Source organism: Polaribacter cellanae (assembly GCF_017569185.1).
In the GTDB taxonomy this organism is placed as follows: Bacteria; Bacteroidota; Bacteroidia; order Flavobacteriales; family Flavobacteriaceae; genus Polaribacter; species Polaribacter cellanae.
The window spans coordinates 1291594-1310456 of the sequence record NZ_CP071869.1 but is presented as its reverse complement, the minus strand read 5'-3'; the positions used below and the strand labels follow the sequence as shown (position 1 = coordinate 1310456).

The 18863-nt window shown below is 30.6% G+C and carries 19 protein-coding genes; 7 read left to right on the top strand and 12 right to left on the bottom strand.

All coding sequences use genetic code 11. The annotated features are described in order from the left end of the window. Positions 1 to 35 precede the first annotated feature (35 nt). From J3359_RS05925 to J3359_RS05905, 5 genes are all read right to left on the bottom strand, one after another. The gene (locus J3359_RS05925; RefSeq protein ID WP_208079801.1) at positions 36 to 2252 is read right to left on the bottom strand and encodes a xanthine dehydrogenase family protein molybdopterin-binding subunit; all 2217 of its coding nucleotides are present in this window, start codon (positions 2250 to 2252) and stop codon (positions 36 to 38) included. Then, positions 2249 to 2713, bottom strand: coding sequence for a (2Fe-2S)-binding protein (locus J3359_RS05920; protein ID WP_208079800.1), 465 nt, complete (start codon positions 2711 to 2713; stop codon positions 2249 to 2251). The genes J3359_RS05925 and J3359_RS05920 overlap by 4 nt, the downstream gene beginning before the upstream one ends. 222 nt (positions 2714 to 2935) lie before the next feature. Next, a complete protein-coding gene (locus J3359_RS05915; protein WP_208079799.1) occupies positions 2936 to 4681 on the bottom strand; it encodes a M14 family metallopeptidase in 1746 nt (581 codons plus the stop codon). 6 nt (positions 4682 to 4687) lie between these two features. Then, the gene (gene coaD, locus J3359_RS05910) at positions 4688 to 5143 is read right to left on the bottom strand and encodes a pantetheine-phosphate adenylyltransferase (protein WP_208079798.1); all 456 of its coding nucleotides are present in this window, start codon (positions 5141 to 5143) and stop codon (positions 4688 to 4690) included. Positions 5144 to 5205: 62 nt separating this feature from the next. Continuing rightward, positions 5206 to 6183: a D-alanine--D-alanine ligase gene (locus J3359_RS05905; protein WP_208079797.1), complete on the bottom strand. Its 978-nt coding sequence runs from the start codon at positions 6181 to 6183 to the stop codon at positions 5206 to 5208. Between the two features lie 93 nt (positions 6184 to 6276). Between J3359_RS05905 and J3359_RS05900 the strand changes: the two genes are divergently transcribed. Both J3359_RS05900 and J3359_RS05895 read left to right on the top strand, forming a co-directional pair. Further along, a complete protein-coding gene (locus tag J3359_RS05900; RefSeq protein WP_208079796.1) occupies positions 6277 to 6834 on the top strand; it encodes a PASTA domain-containing protein in 558 nt (185 codons plus the stop codon). Between the two features lie 74 nt (positions 6835 to 6908). Continuing rightward, positions 6909 to 7946 (top strand): RluA family pseudouridine synthase, encoded by a 1038-nt coding sequence (locus J3359_RS05895; protein ID WP_208079795.1) that lies wholly within the window; start codon positions 6909 to 6911, stop codon positions 7944 to 7946. Between the two features lie 406 nt (positions 7947 to 8352). Here the strand turns inward: J3359_RS05895 and J3359_RS05890 are convergent, their stop codons facing one another. The 5 genes from J3359_RS05890 to J3359_RS05870 all read right to left on the bottom strand — a co-directional run bounded on the left by J3359_RS05890 (position 8353) and on the right by J3359_RS05870 (position 13021). Next, positions 8353 to 9600 carry a transposase gene (locus tag J3359_RS05890; RefSeq protein WP_496559661.1) on the bottom strand — a complete coding sequence of 416 codons (1248 nt, stop codon included), beginning with the start codon at positions 9598 to 9600 and terminating at the stop codon, positions 8353 to 8355. Between the two features lie 330 nt (positions 9601 to 9930). Then, positions 9931 to 10707, bottom strand: coding sequence for a diadenylate cyclase CdaA (cdaA, locus tag J3359_RS05885; RefSeq protein WP_208079794.1), 777 nt, complete (start codon positions 10705 to 10707; stop codon positions 9931 to 9933). 53 nt (positions 10708 to 10760) lie between these two features. Next, positions 10761 to 11366, bottom strand: a complete 606-nt coding sequence (locus tag J3359_RS05880; protein ID WP_208079793.1) for an ExbD/TolR family protein — start codon at positions 11364 to 11366, stop codon at positions 10761 to 10763. A 249-nt stretch (positions 11367 to 11615) separates the two neighbouring features. Further along, positions 11616 to 12440, bottom strand: coding sequence for a dihydropteroate synthase (gene folP / locus J3359_RS05875; protein ID WP_208079792.1), 825 nt, complete (start codon positions 12438 to 12440; stop codon positions 11616 to 11618). Then, the gene (locus tag J3359_RS05870) at positions 12440 to 13021 is read right to left on the bottom strand and encodes an LOG family protein (protein ID WP_208079791.1); all 582 of its coding nucleotides are present in this window, start codon (positions 13019 to 13021) and stop codon (positions 12440 to 12442) included. Before J3359_RS05870 ends, folP begins: the two co-directional genes overlap by 1 nt. An 88-nt stretch (positions 13022 to 13109) precedes the next feature. On the opposite strand from J3359_RS05870, the gene J3359_RS05865 reads away from it, so the two are divergent. The 4 genes from J3359_RS05865 to J3359_RS05850 all read left to right on the top strand — a co-directional run bounded on the left by J3359_RS05865 (position 13110) and on the right by J3359_RS05850 (position 15875). Next, positions 13110 to 13643, top strand: coding sequence for a DUF1599 domain-containing protein (locus J3359_RS05865; protein WP_208079790.1), 534 nt, complete (start codon positions 13110 to 13112; stop codon positions 13641 to 13643). A 139-nt stretch (positions 13644 to 13782) separates the two neighbouring features. Then, a complete protein-coding gene (locus J3359_RS05860; RefSeq protein ID WP_208079789.1) occupies positions 13783 to 14748 on the top strand; it encodes a BT_3928 family protein in 966 nt (321 codons plus the stop codon). Next, positions 14745 to 15116, top strand: a complete 372-nt coding sequence (gene crcB / locus J3359_RS05855) for a fluoride efflux transporter CrcB (RefSeq protein WP_208079788.1) — start codon at positions 14745 to 14747, stop codon at positions 15114 to 15116. Before J3359_RS05860 ends, crcB begins: the two co-directional genes overlap by 4 nt. 54 nt (positions 15117 to 15170) lie before the next feature. Continuing rightward, a complete protein-coding gene (locus J3359_RS05850) occupies positions 15171 to 15875 on the top strand; it encodes a crotonase/enoyl-CoA hydratase family protein (protein ID WP_208079787.1) in 705 nt (234 codons plus the stop codon). Positions 15876 to 16220: 345 nt separating this feature from the next. Here J3359_RS05850 and J3359_RS05845 read toward each other — a convergent pair whose 3' ends face one another. Further along, a complete protein-coding gene (locus J3359_RS05845) occupies positions 16221 to 16835 on the bottom strand; it encodes a DUF1684 domain-containing protein (protein WP_208079786.1) in 615 nt (204 codons plus the stop codon). A 360-nt stretch (positions 16836 to 17195) separates the two neighbouring features. On the opposite strand from J3359_RS05845, the gene J3359_RS05840 reads away from it, so the two are divergent. Then, entirely contained in the window at positions 17196 to 18413 is a 1218-nt protein-coding gene (locus tag J3359_RS05840; RefSeq protein ID WP_208079785.1) for an MFS transporter, read from the top strand. Here the strand turns inward: J3359_RS05840 and J3359_RS05835 are convergent. Next, a complete protein-coding gene (locus J3359_RS05835; RefSeq protein ID WP_208079784.1) occupies positions 18401 to 18862 on the bottom strand; it encodes a DMP19 family protein in 462 nt (153 codons plus the stop codon). The two genes, J3359_RS05840 and J3359_RS05835, sit on opposite strands and share 13 nt — an antisense overlap. Position 18863 lies beyond the last annotated feature (1 nt).

Genomic DNA, 18863 nt, shown 5'->3' with positions numbered 1-18863 from the left:
AATCTTTTAAGAAAAAATAGGGTAATTTTAACGACCTAAACCATCCCCAAATCTACCAAAGGCAAACTTCGAACTCGTTTTCCAGTTGCATTAAAAATAGCATTACAAATTGCAGGTGCCATAACAGGAACTCCAGGTTCGCCAACTCCAGTGGGTGGTTCGTGCATTTTGTCCATAATTTCTATGTAAATTTTTGGAGTGTCTTTCATGCGTGTCATTTGATAATCGAAGAAATTATTTTGTTCAACTGCGCCATCTTTTGCAGAAATTTTTCCATACAAAGCAATAGACATTCCAAAAATAGTTGCACCTTCCAATTGATTTTTAATGTTGTCTTTATTTAAAGCCAAACCACAATCTATGGTGGTCCACACATTTTCTATTGTTACTTTTGCATTTTTTACTGAAACTTCTACAATAGTGGCTACATAACTATAAAAACTATAATGAATTGCAACTCCCAAACCGTGGTTTTTGGGTAATTCTTTTCCCCAATTTGCCATTTTAGCAGTCTTGTTTAAAACATCTTTTAAGCGTTTGGAATTAAAAGGATAATTGGATTTTCCTTTGATAATTCTATCTTTTCCTAACAAATTTAAATGAAACTGAACCGGGTCTTTTTTGGCAGCAAAAGCCAATTCATCTACAAAAGAATTAATTCCGAATCCACTATGAATATGAACCACAGAACGCAACCAACCAATTCTTAAATTTGCTTCGGCTTTTATGTTTTCTAATCTAAAATTTTCTAAAGAATAAGGATTATTGGTAAAACCTTGCCCAAGTTCGAAACCAGAAGCATAGTTAGATAAAGGTTTAAAAGAAGACACAATAGAAGGGAAGCCAACTCTTTGTAACCAACCCGTAACTTTTCCGTTTTTATCTAAACCACCTTTTAAATATTGCACACTTGTAGCATGATAAAAACTATGTTTTATATCGTCTTCTCGGGTCCAAACCACTTGAACTGGCGCATTTATTTCTTTGGACAAAGCAACAGCTTCCACCACAAAATCAGACTTTGATTTTCGCCCAAATCCGCCACCTAAAAAAGTAACATTTACTATAATATTTTCAACAGCAATATTAAAAAAGTGAGCAAGTTCGCTTCTGGCAGTTTGTGGGTCTTGTACTGGCGCCCAAACTTCAATTTTATCTTTTTGAAACCAAGCAGTCGCATTTGGTACTTCCATTGGAGCGTGTACCAAAAAAGGAACATGATATGTAGCTTCTACAGTTTGTTCTGAATCCTTAAAAGCGGCACTTACATTTCCTCTACTTCCAGGAACCAATTTCCCTGTTTTTTTTACGCGTTCTGTAAGTGTTTTTGTAAATTCTTTCGTATTAAAACTTTCATTTTCTCCAGGACTCCATTCGATATCTAAATCTAATTTTCCTTGAAAAGCAGACCATGTGTTATTTGCAATTACAGCAACTCCACCCAACATTCCAAAGAATTTTCCTGTTGGAGGAACCAATCTATCTAATTGAATTATTTTTTCTACACCTGCAACTTTTTCAGCTTTGGCTTTATTAAAGTTTTTTACGGTTCCAAAAGTAACAGGACATCTTGCAACTGCAGCGAATTTCATGTTAGGAATGCGAACATCGATTCCGTAAGTTGCAGTTCCGTGTGTAAAATCTTTTAAATCGACACTTTTTAAGGTTTTTCCAATAAATTTAAAATCTTCAACTTTTTTAAGTTGTAAAGTTTCTTCAGCAGGGATTTTAATTTTTGATGCTTCCTCCACCAAATCTCCAAAGAAAATTTTATCGTTATTATTGATGTTAATTATATAATGATTCTCAGCTTTACAAGCACTCTCTGCAACATTCCATTTTTGTGCGGCAGCAGAAATCAACATTAATTTTGCAGTGGCGCCCATTTTACGCATTGGCTCTAATTTCGTGCGTACACTTCTGGAACCATCTGTATTCTGATTTCCATATTTTTCGTGTCCAGTGGCTTGTTTTACGGAAATATATTTCCAATCTGCTTCCATTTCATCTACGATTGCAGAAGCCAAAGAAGTTCTAATTCCTTGTCCCATTTCCGAACGAGAAGCAATTAAGGTTACATTTCCGTTTTTCTCTAAATGAATGAATAAATTTGGTTCAAAAAAGCCTTTATTTATTGTGGGTTTAAACTTTTTTTCAACGGTTGAAGAATTACAACCTAAAATAATTCCACCTGTTGTTAAACCAAATAATTTTACAAAATCTCGTCTGTTTATTTGTTGAATTTTGCTCATATTTTCTCTTTTTTAAGTGCAACAGCTTCGTGAATTGCTTTTTTAATTCGTGAATATGTTCCACATCTACAGATGTTCGAACTCATGGCATTATCTATATCTTCATCCGAAGGATTTTCATTTTTATCTAACAAAGAAGTGGCTGCAATTAATTGTCCAGATTGGCAATAACCACATTGTGGCACATTTCCATCATTCCAAGTTTGTCTTAAAAGTTCTAAATTTTCGGAACTCCCTTCTATGGTAAAGATTTCTTTTCCAATGGCAGCTGAAACTGGCGTTCCACAAGATTTTGTGAGATTTCCATCAATTAAAATAGAGCAAGCACCACATTGACTTACGCCACAACCAAATTTTGTGCCTGTTAAGCCAATAATATCTCTAATTGCCCAAAGTAATGGCATATCTTCTTGTGTCTTAATAGTATAGGGTTTTCCGTTAATTGATAAATTTAAATTCACGTGTAAAAGTTTTAAAAACTACAAGTTACAAATAAAATAAAACAGAAAAAATCTTTTAACTTTTTTTAAATAGAGATATTACTTCCATTTTAAAGTTTGATTTTTAAGCAGATTGTAAACTGTAACTAAAAACAGAGACTTTTTACCACATAGATTCTGTTTTAGACGTTTTGCAACTAAAGGCTATACTTAAAGTAAGGAGTAAGAAGCGTTTTTTTATTATTAAAATACTTTAAAAATGGGTAAAACTAAATGTGCAGGTTCGTAGTAAGGTGAATTCTTATACACAAAATCTAACTGCATTCTTGGGTTTTTTGCGAAAGTTTCATCACTTTTCATCTTCTTATTAAAAGCCTTTTTTATATCAGTATTTTCTGCTAATAATTTTTCTGCAATATCTTCAAAAACGTAGGCAGAATAGCCTTCTTTCTTCTGTAAAATGGTATCGAAAAAGTTCCAATTAAAAAAGGAGTCAGTCGCTTCTGCTTCCAATGTTTCTAACAAATAACGAACGCCATTTTGGTGGGTTGGAATGTATAAATCTCCTTTTCTGAACTTCATTTCTTTTGTCGACTTTTCAACTTTTGTATTATAATGTAAATAGTGACCTTCGTAAGCAGAAGTTCTTGTTTTATAATCTGCAATGCGATGTACTTCCACAGAGATTGTGGTATCTTTTTCGAACTGTGTAAATTTAATATTATTTATTTCAAATCTATCAATTACTTTGTGCCAACCTTGTGGTAAAATATAGGCTTTCGGAATGGCAATTTCTTTATCAGCGAGAAAATTGTTGTAATAATTTACTTCTTTTGTAAACGGTTTTTTTGTGTCGTAAAAAAGACGTTTACCATTGGTTACTTTACTATCAATTATTGTTGCTTCATACCCTTTAAATTGTAAAGTGGTCGGGTTTTCTCTATCCACTTTATACGTAATAGGATATGTTTTTTTAGACAAAATTTCTTCAACAGATTTGGAGCGAAAATCTTTAATTTTTTCTGAATTATTTTCTCCAAAATCCAATGCAGAAAATAACAATTCGTAGGTTTGTTCTACTCTAATTTTATAGGGTTTTAACATATGTGTTTCCACCATTAAACCCAATGTATTAAACAAAGTTGTATAACCAGTTGAATATCTTGGAGAATCGAAAAACTGAGAAAAGCCAGCTTCAGGAGTATTGCCCCAAACATTTACGTAAGGTGTAATTATAATATTTTTTTCTTTCAGAGATTTTTCCATTTGAGGACGCATTTCATTTTCTAAAAAAGACCCTAAATTGCCACCTAATTTGTTGTGCTGTGTAAATAAATGTGTAATTGCATATTGATAATCTGCACCATTACTCACATGATTGTCTATAAAAATATCAGGATTTACTGTGTGAAAAATTTCAGCAAAAGCAGCCGCATTTTTGGTGTCTTGCTTGATAAAATCTCTATTTAAATCGAAATTCCTTGCATTTCCTCGAAAACCATATTCTAAGGGGCCATTTTGGTTTGCTCTCGTGTGTGAATTTCTATTTAAAGCGCCACCAATATTATACACAGGAATTACAGCAATTAAAGAGTTTTTATACTTTTTCTTTAAAGAATCATTCTGCACAATGTCTCTAAGCAACATCATGGAAGCATCAATTCCATCTGATTCTCCTGGGTGAATTCCGTTATTTATTAAAATGCTGTTTTTCTTAGAATTTGTAATTTCTTTCACATTAAAAATACCTTCTTTATTGTAAACCACTAAATGTAATGGTTCACCAGCATCTGTTTGCCCAAATGAAAACATAGAAATTTCTGAATATTCGTTTGCCAAATCTTCATAATAAGAAATTACGTCTTTGTATTCTGGGGTTTCTTTTCCTTTTGATTTTTCGAATTGCGTTGTAAAATCAACTTCACTTTTAGATGAATTTTTACAAGAAAAAGCAAGAATTAGTAAAGTTAGAAGTAGTAGATTTTTCATTATATATTATTTTACACGAACAGGTTTTGGAACTAATTTGGTGTAATCTCCATGATTTCTAATAACATCTCTAACAATGGAAGAAGAAATATAAGAAGTACTTGCAGCCGTTAATAAAAAGACGGTTTCAATGGGTGCTAAATCTCTATTTGTATGTGCGATTGCTTTTTCAAACTCAAAATCTGCCGGATTTCTAAGTCCTCTTAAAATAAAATCGACGTTGTTTTTCTGACAGAAATCCACTGTTAACCCTTTGTAAGTAACCACTTTTATTTTTGGATTGTGCTTAAAGCATTCCTCGATAAATTTTTTGCGTTCCTCTAAAGTGAACATGTATTTTTTATCGGAATTTACACCAATGGCAATAATTAATTCGTCGAAAAGCGTAACTCCTCTTGCTATAATATCAAAATGCCCTAATGTAATAGGATCAAAAGATCCTGGAAAAATTGCTCTTTTCATTGTTTTTATTTTTGATGAAACTGCCATGAATTTATAAATTTTTATAACAGTTTTTTGAATGCTTATTTATTTAATGCTTCCTGAATTGAATTATCAAATAATTCAGACAAAGAAATTCCTGCCACTTGCGCTTGTTGAGGTAAAATACTTTCTTCGGTTAAACCAGGCACTGTGTTTATTTCTAAGAAATACGGTTCGTTATTCACGAAAATATATTCTGCTCTCGAAAAGCCAGACATGTTTAAAATCTCATAAACCCTTTTGGCAACTTTTTCTACGTTTTCTTTTTCTTCGGAAGAAATTCTTGCAGGCGTAATTTCTTGAGATTTTCCTTCGTATTTTGCTTCATAATCGAAAAAATCGTTTTCTGAAACAATTTCTGTAATTGGTAAAACTTTTGTTTTTCCTTTATATTGAATAACACCCACAGAAACTTCTTTTCCGTCTAAAAAAGACTCAATTAAAATTTCTGAATCTTCTGCATATGCTTTTTCAATTGCTGGTAAAATCGCTTCTTTATCGTAAACTTTAGAAATTCCGTAACTGGAACCAGCATTATTTGGTTTTATAAAACATGGTAAACCCACTTTTTTTATGATGGAATTCTCGTCAATTTTATCGCCTTTATTTAAGAAAATAGCAGTGGCAGTTTTAATACCATATGCTTTTACAACACTTAAAGTATCGCGCTTATTAAACGTTAATGCCATTTGATAAAATGGGGCAGAAGTGTGTTTTAAATTCAGCAAATTAAAATAGGCTAATAATTGGCCATTTTCTCCTGGAGCCCCATGAATAGCGTTAAAAACACAATCGAAATTAATTTTATTTCCATATAAAATAAACGAAAAATCGTTTTTATCAATTGGGTATTCCTGATTATTTTCATTTAAAGCAACCCATTTTTCTTTTAGAATATGTACTCTAAAAGAATTGTATTTCTCTTTGTTAAGATGCTTATAAACAACATTACCGCTTTTTAGTGAAATGTTAACTTCGGATGAATAACCACCCATTACAATGGCAATATTTTTCTTCATTTACGTAAAAATAATAAAACAAATTTATCAAAATATAAATAGAAACAGCAACGTTTACTTTTTATATATTTGTACGATTAAAAATATCTAAAAATGAGTGTTTTTCAGTTTATAAAAAGTAAATCTTTTTTTATTCAAATTGTAATTGCTGTAGTTGGTTTATTATTATTTGTTTTCATATTAAAATTTTGGTTGGGCGTTACTACAAATCACGATCAGAAAATACAGGTTCCAGACTTGCAAAAAATGTCTTTGGAAGAAGTAGATAGAAAATTAAAAGAAATGAACTTAGATTTTAAAATAATCGATAGCGCAAGTTACAACCCCGATTATCCAAAAAAATCGGTGATTGAACAAACGCCGCAAGCAGGAGATTTTGTAAAAGAAAAACGTAAAATATACCTAACACTAAACCCTTCTAAATATAGAGATGTAACCATTCCAGATTTAAACGGACGTACAAAAAGACAAGCTTCTTCTCAGTTGAGAGCCATAGGTTTAAACGTTGGTACGAATTTTACCTACGTAAATGATATTGGTAAAGATGTGGTTCGTGGTTTGCGACACAATGGAAAAATTTTAAATGAAGGCGATAAATTACCGCTAAATTCTATTGTAGATTTGGTTTTGGGTGATGGAAATGGGCGTTAAGTAAGTTGGCAGTGTTCAGTTGGCAGTTTTTAGTCTCAGTTGTGAGTTAATAATAATAAGTTAGAAGAAATATTGTGCAGGAAGAACAGAATCAAGATTTAGAGAAAGAAGAGTTGTACGAGCATTATAATTTTGTTGCTAGTGAAGGGCAAGAACCTTTACGAGTAGATAAATTTTTAATGAACTTTATCGAAAACGCCACCAGAAATAAGGTACAACAAGCTGCAAAAGCTGGGAACGTTTTAGTGAATGATGTTGCTGTAAAATCGAACCATAAAGTAAAACCAAAAGATGTTGTTAGAGTTGTTTTGGCATACCCACCAGCAGAAAACTTGTTGGTTGCAGAAGATATTCCTTTAGATATTATTTATGAAGACGATACTGTAATTGTTGTAAATAAACCAGCAGGAATGGTGGTGCATCCAGGTCATGGAAACTACTCTGGAACTTTGGTAAATGGTTTGATTTATCATATAGAAAATTTACCTACAAATTCTAATGAACGCCCAGGTTTAGTGCACAGGATTGATAAAGATACTAGTGGTTTATTAGTCGTCGCAAAAACAGAGTTTGCAATGGCGCATTTGTCGAAACAATTTTTCGACAGAACCACAGAGCGTTTGTATTATGCTTTAGTTTGGGGAAATATAGAGGAAGATGAAGGCAGTATTGAAGGAAATATTGGTAGAAGTTTAAAAAATCGTTTGCAAATGGATGTTTTTCCAAATGGCGATTTTGGAAAACATGCAGTTACGCACTTTAAAGTATTAGAAAGATTAACCTACGTTACTTTGGTGCAATGTAAATTGGAAACTGGAAGAACACATCAAATTAGAGCGCATTTTAAACATATTGGTCATACACTTTTTAATGACGAACGTTATGGAGGAAATGCAATTTTAAAAGGAACAACATTTACAAAATACAAGCAGTTTGTACATAATTGTTTTAAAGTATTGCCAAGACAAGCTTTACATGCAAAAACGTTAGGGTTTACGCATCCAAAAACGGGAGAATTTATGCAATTTAATTCTGACGTTCCTAAAGATATGTTAGATTGTTTAGAAAAATGGAGAACGTATTCCGAGAATTCTAAGGAGGAGTTTGAGTAGAAGAAATTCTTAGCTTATTTTTTTCTTGATGTTTTTCAAGCAAAAAATTTAATAATTTATCTTCCCAAACAGCTTTAGGTATTTTTATTTCATCAAATATTTTGTTTAACAATTCTAATTTATCAAATTATTACTAAAGAAAATATAGAGCCAGAACCTGCAATGATAAGACGATTTTTCATCAATTGAATTTTTCAATATTAAAAACATAAATTTCCGTATTTGTTTGACTAAAAAGGCACATTCAGAAAATAGGTTATTTTTAAAAATGCAGCTAAAATTGCGGGCAGAATTATTTAAATTCTACCCTCAATTTTTGTTTTAAAGCTGTTTTAAGTGTTCAGTTTCTTAAAAACTTCCCAACAAGACATACCTCTCCCATAAAACTATATTCAATGCTTCAAATTTAGACTACTTGTTGTGCTGTTTTAGCTATTTTTCTTCGGCCAATTTCAAGAGCATTCCCTGTGTGTATTCCAAAGAATATCCATAGAATTTCATTCTTTTTAGTTTTGGCTTTTATTTTTCGTAAGTGATAATATTCTTTATCCTTTCCAAAAGAACCTTCTAATCTTGTAGCTCTTTCTTTTGCGATAATAGCTCTAAGTTGCTTTTTTTCTTTATGATTTTTCGGCTTTTTTCCCTTGGGGATAAAGTCTGTTTCTATGTTCTTAGAACTACAGTGTTTTCTATTTTTATTGGTGGCATAAATTTTATCTGCTCCAGCTATTTTTACTTTTTTTCGAGTTAATCCTTGTGCTTTTTGGACTGTTTGAATAAAACGATTTCCTTCATGAAATGCATTAAAGTTAATATGTTCGATAAAGCTAATTCCATCAATTTGAACTTTGTTAACTTTTGCTCCAAATTCAACAGGTTTTACTTCCTTTCCTCGAACAATAGGACGAATATAATCCTTTTGAATGCTTACAATTCTATCTTTGATTTTTTCTCCTGTATCAAAATGATCTTTTTGTTGTTTGTAAATCCTTTGAATTGTATTTATTCGCTTATAATACAAAGCTATAAACTCAATATTGTGATTTTCTGACAACTCTTTTTCAAAGTTGATAAATTTACTTAACAGATTGAGTAAACCTCGGGTTAATGAAATACGTTTCGACTTGGTTTTTCTTCGCATTTTACTAAATCCTTGATAACGTTTTTTCCACTTGATATATTTACTTCTAATCATTTTAACCCCTAATATAGAGCAGGTTTTACGTAATTGATTGTACAACCAATGAACCGACTCCCAAAGTAATTTTTGGATGCTAGGGTAACGAACTTCACTTTCATAACAAGTAGCATCCATTACAATTTGATTGGGGTTTTCAATTTCGTTTTTCCAAGAGTTGAATAGAATTTTTTCTATGGAATTAATATCGAGTTTCTCTGCTAATTCACAACGTATTTGGCTCACTATTTTATAGTTTGTTAAGCGTTCAAAACCTAGTTCTATATCACAGAAAAATTGATAGTCTAAATTCGAGTTTAGTTGCTCAATCAATTTTCTATCTGAACAATTAGCATAATGTTTTAAAAACATTAAACCTAGTCTTCCTTTAGGACTAAAAAGATAGTTTCTCCCTTTTGATTGTTCAGAAATACCAAAAGAGCTAACTAAATCATTCCAAGGAATTGCAGAGTAGATTTTACCTAAATCTCCCTCTAAAAATCGCGCATAATGAGCATCATAATTCTCGCTGAGGGGAAAAAATTGAAATGCGGTGTTGCATTTCAGAAATTCTTCGTACTTTCATAATTGTCGAAATTAAAACCCCGTTTTTTGCCTATATTGGCCATTTTCGGGGTTTATTATAGCTACAAAATACAACAAATCCCTCGTAAAAACAAGGGATTCGTTGTTTTATGAAAGCGCCTAAAAATTGTTGATGAAACTGGAATAAATAGAGAGAATATTTTTTTTATAATAAGAATAGGTGTTCAAAGTTTTAAAAGAGTAACTTTATTTTTAAAATGGCTACATAAAGTCTTTTTTCATTTTATCATTTAACTCTTCAAAATCTTTATAAAGCACAAATTCGCCATCTTTTATATAAGAAATTTCTCCTGTTTCTTCAGAAACTAACACACAAACTGCATCTGTTTTTTCTGAAACGCCAATTGCTGCTCTATGTCTTAAACCAAACCTTGCAGGAATCTTGGTGCTGTCAGAAATTGGTAAAATAACTCTGGTTGCCACAATATAATTGTCTCTAATAATTAAAGCACCATCGTGTAAAGGACTATTTTTATAAAAAACACTTTGTAAGATGGCTTCATTAACTAGAGCATTCATAGTATCGCCAGTATTTATTAAAAAATCTAAAGCATTTGTTCTTTCAATAACAATTAAAGCACCTGTTTTTGTTTTCGACATTTTTTTACAAGCTTCTAAAATTACGTCTGTATCTATTTCGGAACTAATTTCTGTTTGTAAGAATTTTAATTGTTTTAAAAAACTCCGTTTATTGGTAAAATTTGTGGTACCAATCATTAATAAAAATTTTCGTATTTCTTGCTGAAAAACAATGATTAAAGCAATAACCCCACCAGAAAGTAAATAGCCTAAAATACCACTTAGCATCTCCATTTTTAGAGCTTGTGTAATTTTCCAGATTAAAAAAATAAACGCAATTCCTATAACAATATTAATGGCGACAGTTCCTTTTAAAAGTTTGTAAATATAATAAAGTAGCGTTGCTACCAACAAAATATCTAATACATCTAATAAAGAAAACTCAATAAAATCGAACATAAAAAATAAACAGATTTTAGGCTAAAATACTAATAAATTTGTTGATAAGAGAATCAATTATTTATTTCTGCATCAGATAATAATAAAGGATATTTTTCACGAATCAGTTTTATTTTATCTTTAAGATTTTTATTGCTATAATTCGTTTTCTTAAAATCTTCTAATAAGCTCTCGTAATTACGATCAAATAGTTTTACAGATAATTTATTTCTTAAATGCAAATACGCAGAATTTAAAATATCTAAAGTAGCAATGTAGGTTTCGTAATTTGTTATTCTGTCTGTTTTTATCGAAATAATTGCTTTTGTTGGATGATCTGAAGAGGTTTTTAACTTAGCGCCTTCACACCAATCGCAACTTTTTTTGTTGATGTCCAGTCCACCACCATTGTCTATAAAATCGATGGCAATTTGTTTCAATTCACTCAATGGAATTGTTCTCCCATCTGCAAAAATTTCGTTGTTTTTGTTAATGTTTACCTCTAAAATATTTCTTTCGTTTACAAGAATGTCTGACGGAATTTCTTCTTTTGGAGGAATTTTTCTTGCAATTCCTGCATCTACATTCATGGTTGTGGTAACCAAGAAAAAAATTAATAATAAAAATGCGATGTCTGCCATGGAACCAGCGTTAATTTCTGGAGATTGTTTTCTACTCATAATGATTGTTTTTAAAAGTTAATAATTTAGATTTTAAATGTCCCTTCGAGCGCAGTCGAGAAGTTATTTATTATTAAAGTTTAAGTTGGTAGATTTTTGGCGTTAACATTTATTTAACAAAATTGATGCCAGAAAAAAAATGTAATTTACAGACCCTTCAGGTTTTTAAAACATGAAGGGTCTTCAAAACTATAAATTGATTTAAAAAAAAAAGAGAAATTTGCAGAAGTTACTAACCTTTCGTCAAGCTCAAGGTGAAATCTGATTCACAATTTTAACAGCCTCAACAGCTTCTTTTACATCGTGCACACGTAAAATATTAGCGCCATTTAAAAGCGCAATTGTATTTGCAGAAGTAGTGGCATTTAAAGCTTCTTGTGCAGATATATCCAATGTTTTATACAACATCGATTTACGTGAAATTCCTGCTAAAATTGGTGCATTTAAACTTTTAAAAAGGTCTAAATTCTTCAAAATTTCAAAATTATGAGCAACTGTTTTTCCGAAACCAAAACCAACATCAATTATAATATCGTTTAGTTTTAATTGATGTAATTTATAGATTTGCTCTGCAAAAAAAGAAATAATTTCTTGGGTTACATCTTTATAAACGGGATTTTTTTGCATGTTTTGTGGAGTGCCCAACATATGCATTAAAATATATGGAACTTGCAATTTCGCAACAGTTTTAAACATATTTGCATCCATTTTTCCGCCAGAAATATCGTTTATAATTGCCACCCCATTTTCTACACTTTCTTTGGCAATTTTACTTCTAAAAGTATCGACAGAAATAATAATTTCAGGGATTTTTTTTATCAATAAATTAATAATAGGTAAAATCCTTTGCAACTCTTGTGTTTCAGAAATATGAGTAGCGCCAGGTCTAGAAGAATAGGCACCAATATCAATAAAAGTAGCACCTTCCAAAAGCATTTTTTCAGTCTGATTTAGAATATCTGCTTCGTTTTTATATTTTCCACCATCGAAAAAAGAATCTGGGGTAATATTTAAAATTCCCATTACTTTTGGTGATGATACATCCACTAAATTTCCCTTGCAATTTATGGTCATTAATTTACAACTTTGTTAATTATATGTGTTATTTCTGGTGCTTTGTAATTAATCATTTTTTGTAGTAATTCACTTACAGAAGTGCCAACTAAAAGCATATTTCTATTGGCTTGTTTTAAATAGCCTTCTTCTACCATTTTGTCTAATTGCAATAAAATAGCATCAAAAAATCCGTTTATATTTAGCAAACCAACTGGTTTTTGTTCAATTTGTAATTGACTTAAAGTTAAGGCTTCGAAAAGTTCGTCTAACGTTCCAAAACCTCCAGGAAGTGTAATGTAACCATCGACTAATTTGCTCATAATTACTTTGCGTTCGCTCATGGTTTTGCAAACAATCCTATTTTTTACACCTATATGAATCACTTCCTCTTTGTGTAACAAATTAGGAATTACGCCGATTACTTCTCCGTTTTTTTCTAAAATTGTGTCTGCTAAAACACCCATCATTCCTACTTTTCCTCCGCCAAAAACCAAACCTATTTTATGGTCGGCAAAATAATTTCCCAGTTCAATCGCACTTTCTTTATAAATAGGATTGAAACCTAAACTCGAGCCACAAAAAACGACAATTTTATTCAATTGTATGATTTTAAAATTCTTTTGTAAAAATAAATGAAAAGCATATAGGATTTAGTATTTTTGGGCAAATACTTTTTAACAAGAGAAAATGCAAGATACTTCAAAACAATACGATGCTGTAATAGATGAATGTAGAAGTTTATTCATCAAAAAAATGAGCGATTATGGTTCTGCATGGAGAATTTTACGATTACCATCTTTAACCGATCAGATTTTTATAAAGGCACAAAGAATTCGTCAATTGCAAGAAAATGAGGTAAGAAAAGTGGATGAAGGAGAAAAATCGGAATTTATTGGAATTATAAACTATTCCATAATGGCATTGATTCAGTTAGAAAATGGTGTGGTGGAAAACCCAGATTTAAACACAGAAGAAGCAACAGTTTTATACGATAAACACAGTAAAATTACTAAGGATTTAATGTTGAACAAAAACCACGATTATGGTGAAGCTTGGCGTGAAATGCGTGTTTCGAGTTTAACCGATTTAATTTTACAGAAATTATTACGCGTAAAACAAATTGAAGATAATAGAGGGAAAACATTGGTTTCTGAAGGAATTGATGCGAATTATCAAGACATGATTAATTACGCAGTTTTTGCGATGATTCATTTGGGGTAAAGTATTTTATTTAAAAGTTAGAAAAGATGAAGCGTAAAAGTTTAACAGATAAAATTGAAATTTTCTACGCATTGAGTAGACAATTTTGAACGCATTGTGTGCACAATTTATATCTCCAAAGTTTATTAAAATAACAATTATGAAAATATTAGTCCAAATCTCAAGAATAATAGTAGGTGCCTTATTTATATTTTCGGGCTTTGTAAAATTGGTAGATCCAATAGGTTCTCAATATAAATTTCAAGAATACTTTTCTGCCAGTGTTTTAAATATGGAATTTTTAGTGCCTTATGCATTGCCTTTTGCAGTGTTGCTAATTGTTGCAGAAATTCTTTTAGGAGTTATGGTTTTAATTGGCTACAAACCAAAATTTACAGTGTGGAGTTTGTTAATGCTTACAGGAATATTCTTGTTTTTAACATGGTATTCTGCCTTTTATAATAAAGTAACAGATTGTGGCTGTTTTGGAGATGCCATAAAACTAACACCTTGGGAAACCTTTTACAAGAACGTAATTTTAATCGTTTTAATTCTTTTATTATTGATTAAAATAGAATACATCAAACCAATTTTTAAAGGTAAAATTCCAAAAATAATTACATTTTTATCCTTAGGAGTTTTCTTATTTATCGTACAACATGTATTAACGCATTTACCAATTATCGATTTTAGAGCCTATGCTGTTGGAAAAAATTTAAAAGAAGGAATGAAATATCCAGAAGATGGAAGTATACCTCCTGTACACGATTTTATGTTAGAAGACACACAACAAGATTTATTGCCTGTTTTATTGGAGAAAGAAAAAGTAATGTTAATCGCTGTTTATAATTTAGACAAAGCAGATAAAAAAGGGTTTCCTGCAATTAAAGAAATTGCAGAAAAAGCAATCGCAAAAGGATATACAGTTTATGGAGCATCTGCTTCTTTTACAGACGATTTATTGTTAGCGCAAAAAGAATATAATTTGCCTTTCGAGTTTTTGTTTTGTGATGAAACAACCATAAAAACAATGATTCGTGCAAATCCAGGAGTTATAATTTTAAATAAAGGAACCATTACTCAAAAGAAAAATTGGGTAGATGTAGATGAATTAGAATTGAAATGAAACAATTAGTACTCGTTTTTATTGGTGGAGGTTTTGGAAGTGTTTTACGTTATTTAATAGGTAAATTCTTAAATAGTTCTGAAACAGGAATTCCTTATGGAACTTTTGTTGCCAACATTTTAGGAAGTTTATTAATTGGTCTTGTTTTGGGATATGCTAGTAAAAACGAAACATTAAGCCTAAATACAACCTTGTTATTGGCAACTGGTTTTTGTGGTGGATTTACAACGTTTTCTACATTTGCCTACGAAAATCACGTGTTTTTAAAATCAGGAGATTTTACCAGTTTTGCATTGTATACCATTGCCAGTTTTATCATCGGTTTTTTAGCTGTTTTTGCAGGTATGTATTTGGTGAAGTTTATTTAATTTAACCCATATAAGTTCGAGCGCAGTCGAGAACAATAACAAACAATCTTACTTATGAACAACGATCTTGTAATTTATAAATCAGAAGAAAATTATGCAATAATAACCATCAAAAACGGAAAAGCAAATGCAATTTCCCATGAGGTAGTAGATGGTTTAAACGAAAGCTTAGACAAAGCTGTAAAAGAAAATAAAGTAGTAATTCTTACTGGACAAAATGGAATATTTTCTGCAGGTTTCGATTTAAAAGTGATGACAAAGTCACCTGAATCTGCCAAAGAATTGGTAACAAAAGGTTCTAAATTGTCATTAAAAATGTTGTCTTTTCCACAACCTATAATTGTGGCTTGTTCTGGTCATGCGATTGCAAAAGGAGCATTTTTACTACTTTCTTCGGATTATAGAATTGGAGTAGAAGGCGATTTTAAAATTGGTTTAAATGAAGTGATGATTGGTATGACCATGCACAATGCAGGAATTGCTATTGCAAAAGCTCGTTTGTCTGAAGTGTATTTAAACAGAAGTGTAAACAATGCAGAGATTTACAACCCAAAACAAGCAATTGACGCTGGTTTTTTAGATTTAGTGGTTCCTGAAAGTCATTTATTGCCAACTGCAATTAAAGTTGCAGGCATGTTTTCTAAATTAAACAAGAAAGCACATGCCGAAACTAAATTAAAGGTTAGAAAACAACATTTAGAAAATTTAGAAAAGGCCATTGAGTTGGATTTAGCAGGAGATATTTCTATAAATCCATAATATATAGAATTCAATTACTAAACGAAATTTATCAAAATTAAATATGGTCTTTTAATTGCTTGTCGTTCGAACGCAATACAACAAAGTTGAGAAATTTTTTATCTAACGTCCTTTGAGATTTCTCCATAAAGTAGAGATGATATCTAGAATTTATTTAACCTTAGGAAAAATAAAAAAGCCACCAGACAAAATATGATTCTTGATTGAAACGACACCTTTTTTTACTGTCAGTTCGAGTGATTTTTCTGACAAAAGAAGAAAAATGATATCGAGAAGAGAAGTAAAAAAGATATAGCCTTTCGACTTCATTCAAGATAAATTCTAAGAAGGAAATAGCTCCAAAAATTAATGCTTCTTAAAAACTTTAATACCAGCTTTTATTTCTATATCTAAATGATTTTTTCTTGGCGTTAATGGGCAAGAATATTTATCGTTATAAGCACAATAAGGATTGTAGGTATTGTTGAAGTTTAATACAACCGTATTTTTTTTAGAAATATCTGTGGTCATTACATCCATGTAACGTCCACCACCATAAGATTCGTCGCCAGAAGTATTGTCTGTAAAAGGTAAAAATAAGTAATTTTTATATTTTTCGTCACGCGTATCATCTTGACTTTGGTAAATCGTTAACTCCAAATTTTTACCTTTTAAAGTGAAATTTAGTTTACCAAATTCTTTGTACAAAGGTTTTCTATCTGTGGTTGTTGCCATTTCAAAAATTGGAGCATTTTCTGTACGAGTCAATTTCGCAGTAACAATAAAAGTAGTATCTACAGGAAAAAAATCTAAGCCTTTAAACTTCTTTAAATCTTTCTTTTTTAAAGGTGAAATGGAAGCGTCTTTAAAACGAATATTTTCTTCTTTTTGATATTCAGTTTCTCCAGGAATAGGTCTTTTTCCTTGTGAATTACAAGAAATTATAAAAAATATAGAAAAAAGAATGATATATTTTTGCATTTTAATGAGCTATTAGTTATTGTTTTTATGTTGTAGGTATATTTTTTGAGTTTTATAAGAAGCAAAAGTAATTAGGAAAAAATACCAATAAAAATCTCATATTATATGTTTTGAATATCAAAAATACAACTTTCAATTATTTTATGTAGATTTGAAACGAAAATAAGAAGTTAAAAAAATGAGAAATGTTATTACATATATTACCAAGCAATCGTATTTGTTACGAGAAGTTCGGTCTGTTTATATGTTTTGACGATATCTATATAAAATCTAACAGTTATAAAAAGTCCGACTTTAAAGTCGGACTTTTTATTTTTACACAATTCTGAATTTCGATTCAGTATTAAAAATCAACCAACTATGAATACCTTACTTAAAAACTACATTAACACTTTTAGGGGGCTCTCTATTGAAGTTTGGTGGCTTTCTCTAATAACTCTAATCAATAGAGCAGGAACTATGGTAATTCCTTTTTTAACTATTTATTTAGACGAAGATCTTCATTTTTCAAAACCAGATATTGGCTGGATTATGTCTTTTTTTGGAATAGGATCTCTGGTAGGAACTTGGTTAGGAGGAAAGTTAACAGACAAAATAGGGTATTATAAAGTAATGTTTTTTAGTTTATTTCTTACGTCAATTTTCTTTGTTTTACTACAATATGCAACTGCTTTTAATGAGTTTTGCCTTGGTATTTTTGTAGTAATGTTGGTAGCAGATGCTTTTAGACCTGCAATGTTTGTGGCTTTAAACGCATATAGTAAGCCAGAAAACAAAACACGTTCTGTAACTTTAATTCGTTTGGCAATTAATTTAGGTTTTTCTGTTGGACCTGCAATTGGAGGAATTATTATTGTAAGTATTGGTTATAAAGGTTTATTTTGGGTAGATGGAATTACCTGTGCATTAGCAGGAACTTTATTATTAAATGTTTTACATCCTAAAAAAGCAAAGATTTTAGATGTAGTAAAAGTAGAAAACCCAGTTTCAGCATATAAAGACAAAGCTTTTTGGGTATTTTTTATTGCGATGTTTATTTTTGGTTTTACCTTTTTACAATATTTTTCTACCATGCCTTTATATTATAAAGACGTAAGAATGATGTCTGAATTAGACATTGGTTTGTTAATGGCTTTCAATGGGTTTTTCATCTTTGTTTTTGAAATGCCCTTAATTAAGTGGTTAGAAAATCTTAACAACTCGAAAATTAAATTGGTAGCAATTGGTTTATTTTTAGTGGCTATTAGCTTTTTTCTTTTAAATGCAACTTCTTGGATTTGGATTATAGTTTTTGGTATGTTATTTATGACAATAGGAGAAATGATAGCTTTTCCTTTTTCAAACGCCTTTGCTGTGGAAAGAGCTAAGAAAGGAAATCAAGGAGAATACATGGCTTTGTATGCAATTGCGTTTTCATTATCGCACATTTTTAGTCATAACTCAGGAATGCAAATGGTAGATAAATTTGGGTTTGAAACAACTTTAAATGTGCTTACAATTTTTGCTTTAGTAGGTGTTTTTATTTTATGGTTTTTGATAAAAATATTAAAGAAAGAAAAAGAAATTCAATCGAAATGAGCAAGGTTTTCACGAACATAATCGATTGTAAGTTGAATGATGTTATCTTCATATTTTTCGAATTGAAGGTCTAATTCGTCCCACAAATCCATATTAGATTCTTTTTGTATTAAAAGCGTTTGACGAACTTTTAAATTTTTTGGAACAGGAATTTCAGGAAATAAGAAAATAGCTTTTGTAAGAATATTTACAGTTTTCTCTGCTTTGATTGCCAAATACGCTTGAAAAATTTCGTGTGTAAATTGTCCAGAAGAATTAAAAAAGAACTGAATAAAACCACCTTCAGTAACATTTTGCTCTAAAATATCGATATAAATAAAGTTTTTTTCGAATTTGTTTAAATTTTCGAAATGATCTTTTTCAGGTATTTTCTTGCCAATAATTTCTCCAATTCTGGTAATTTTTTCTAAATCGTTATTCAATAATAAAGCAATTTCTGTTGAAGTCATT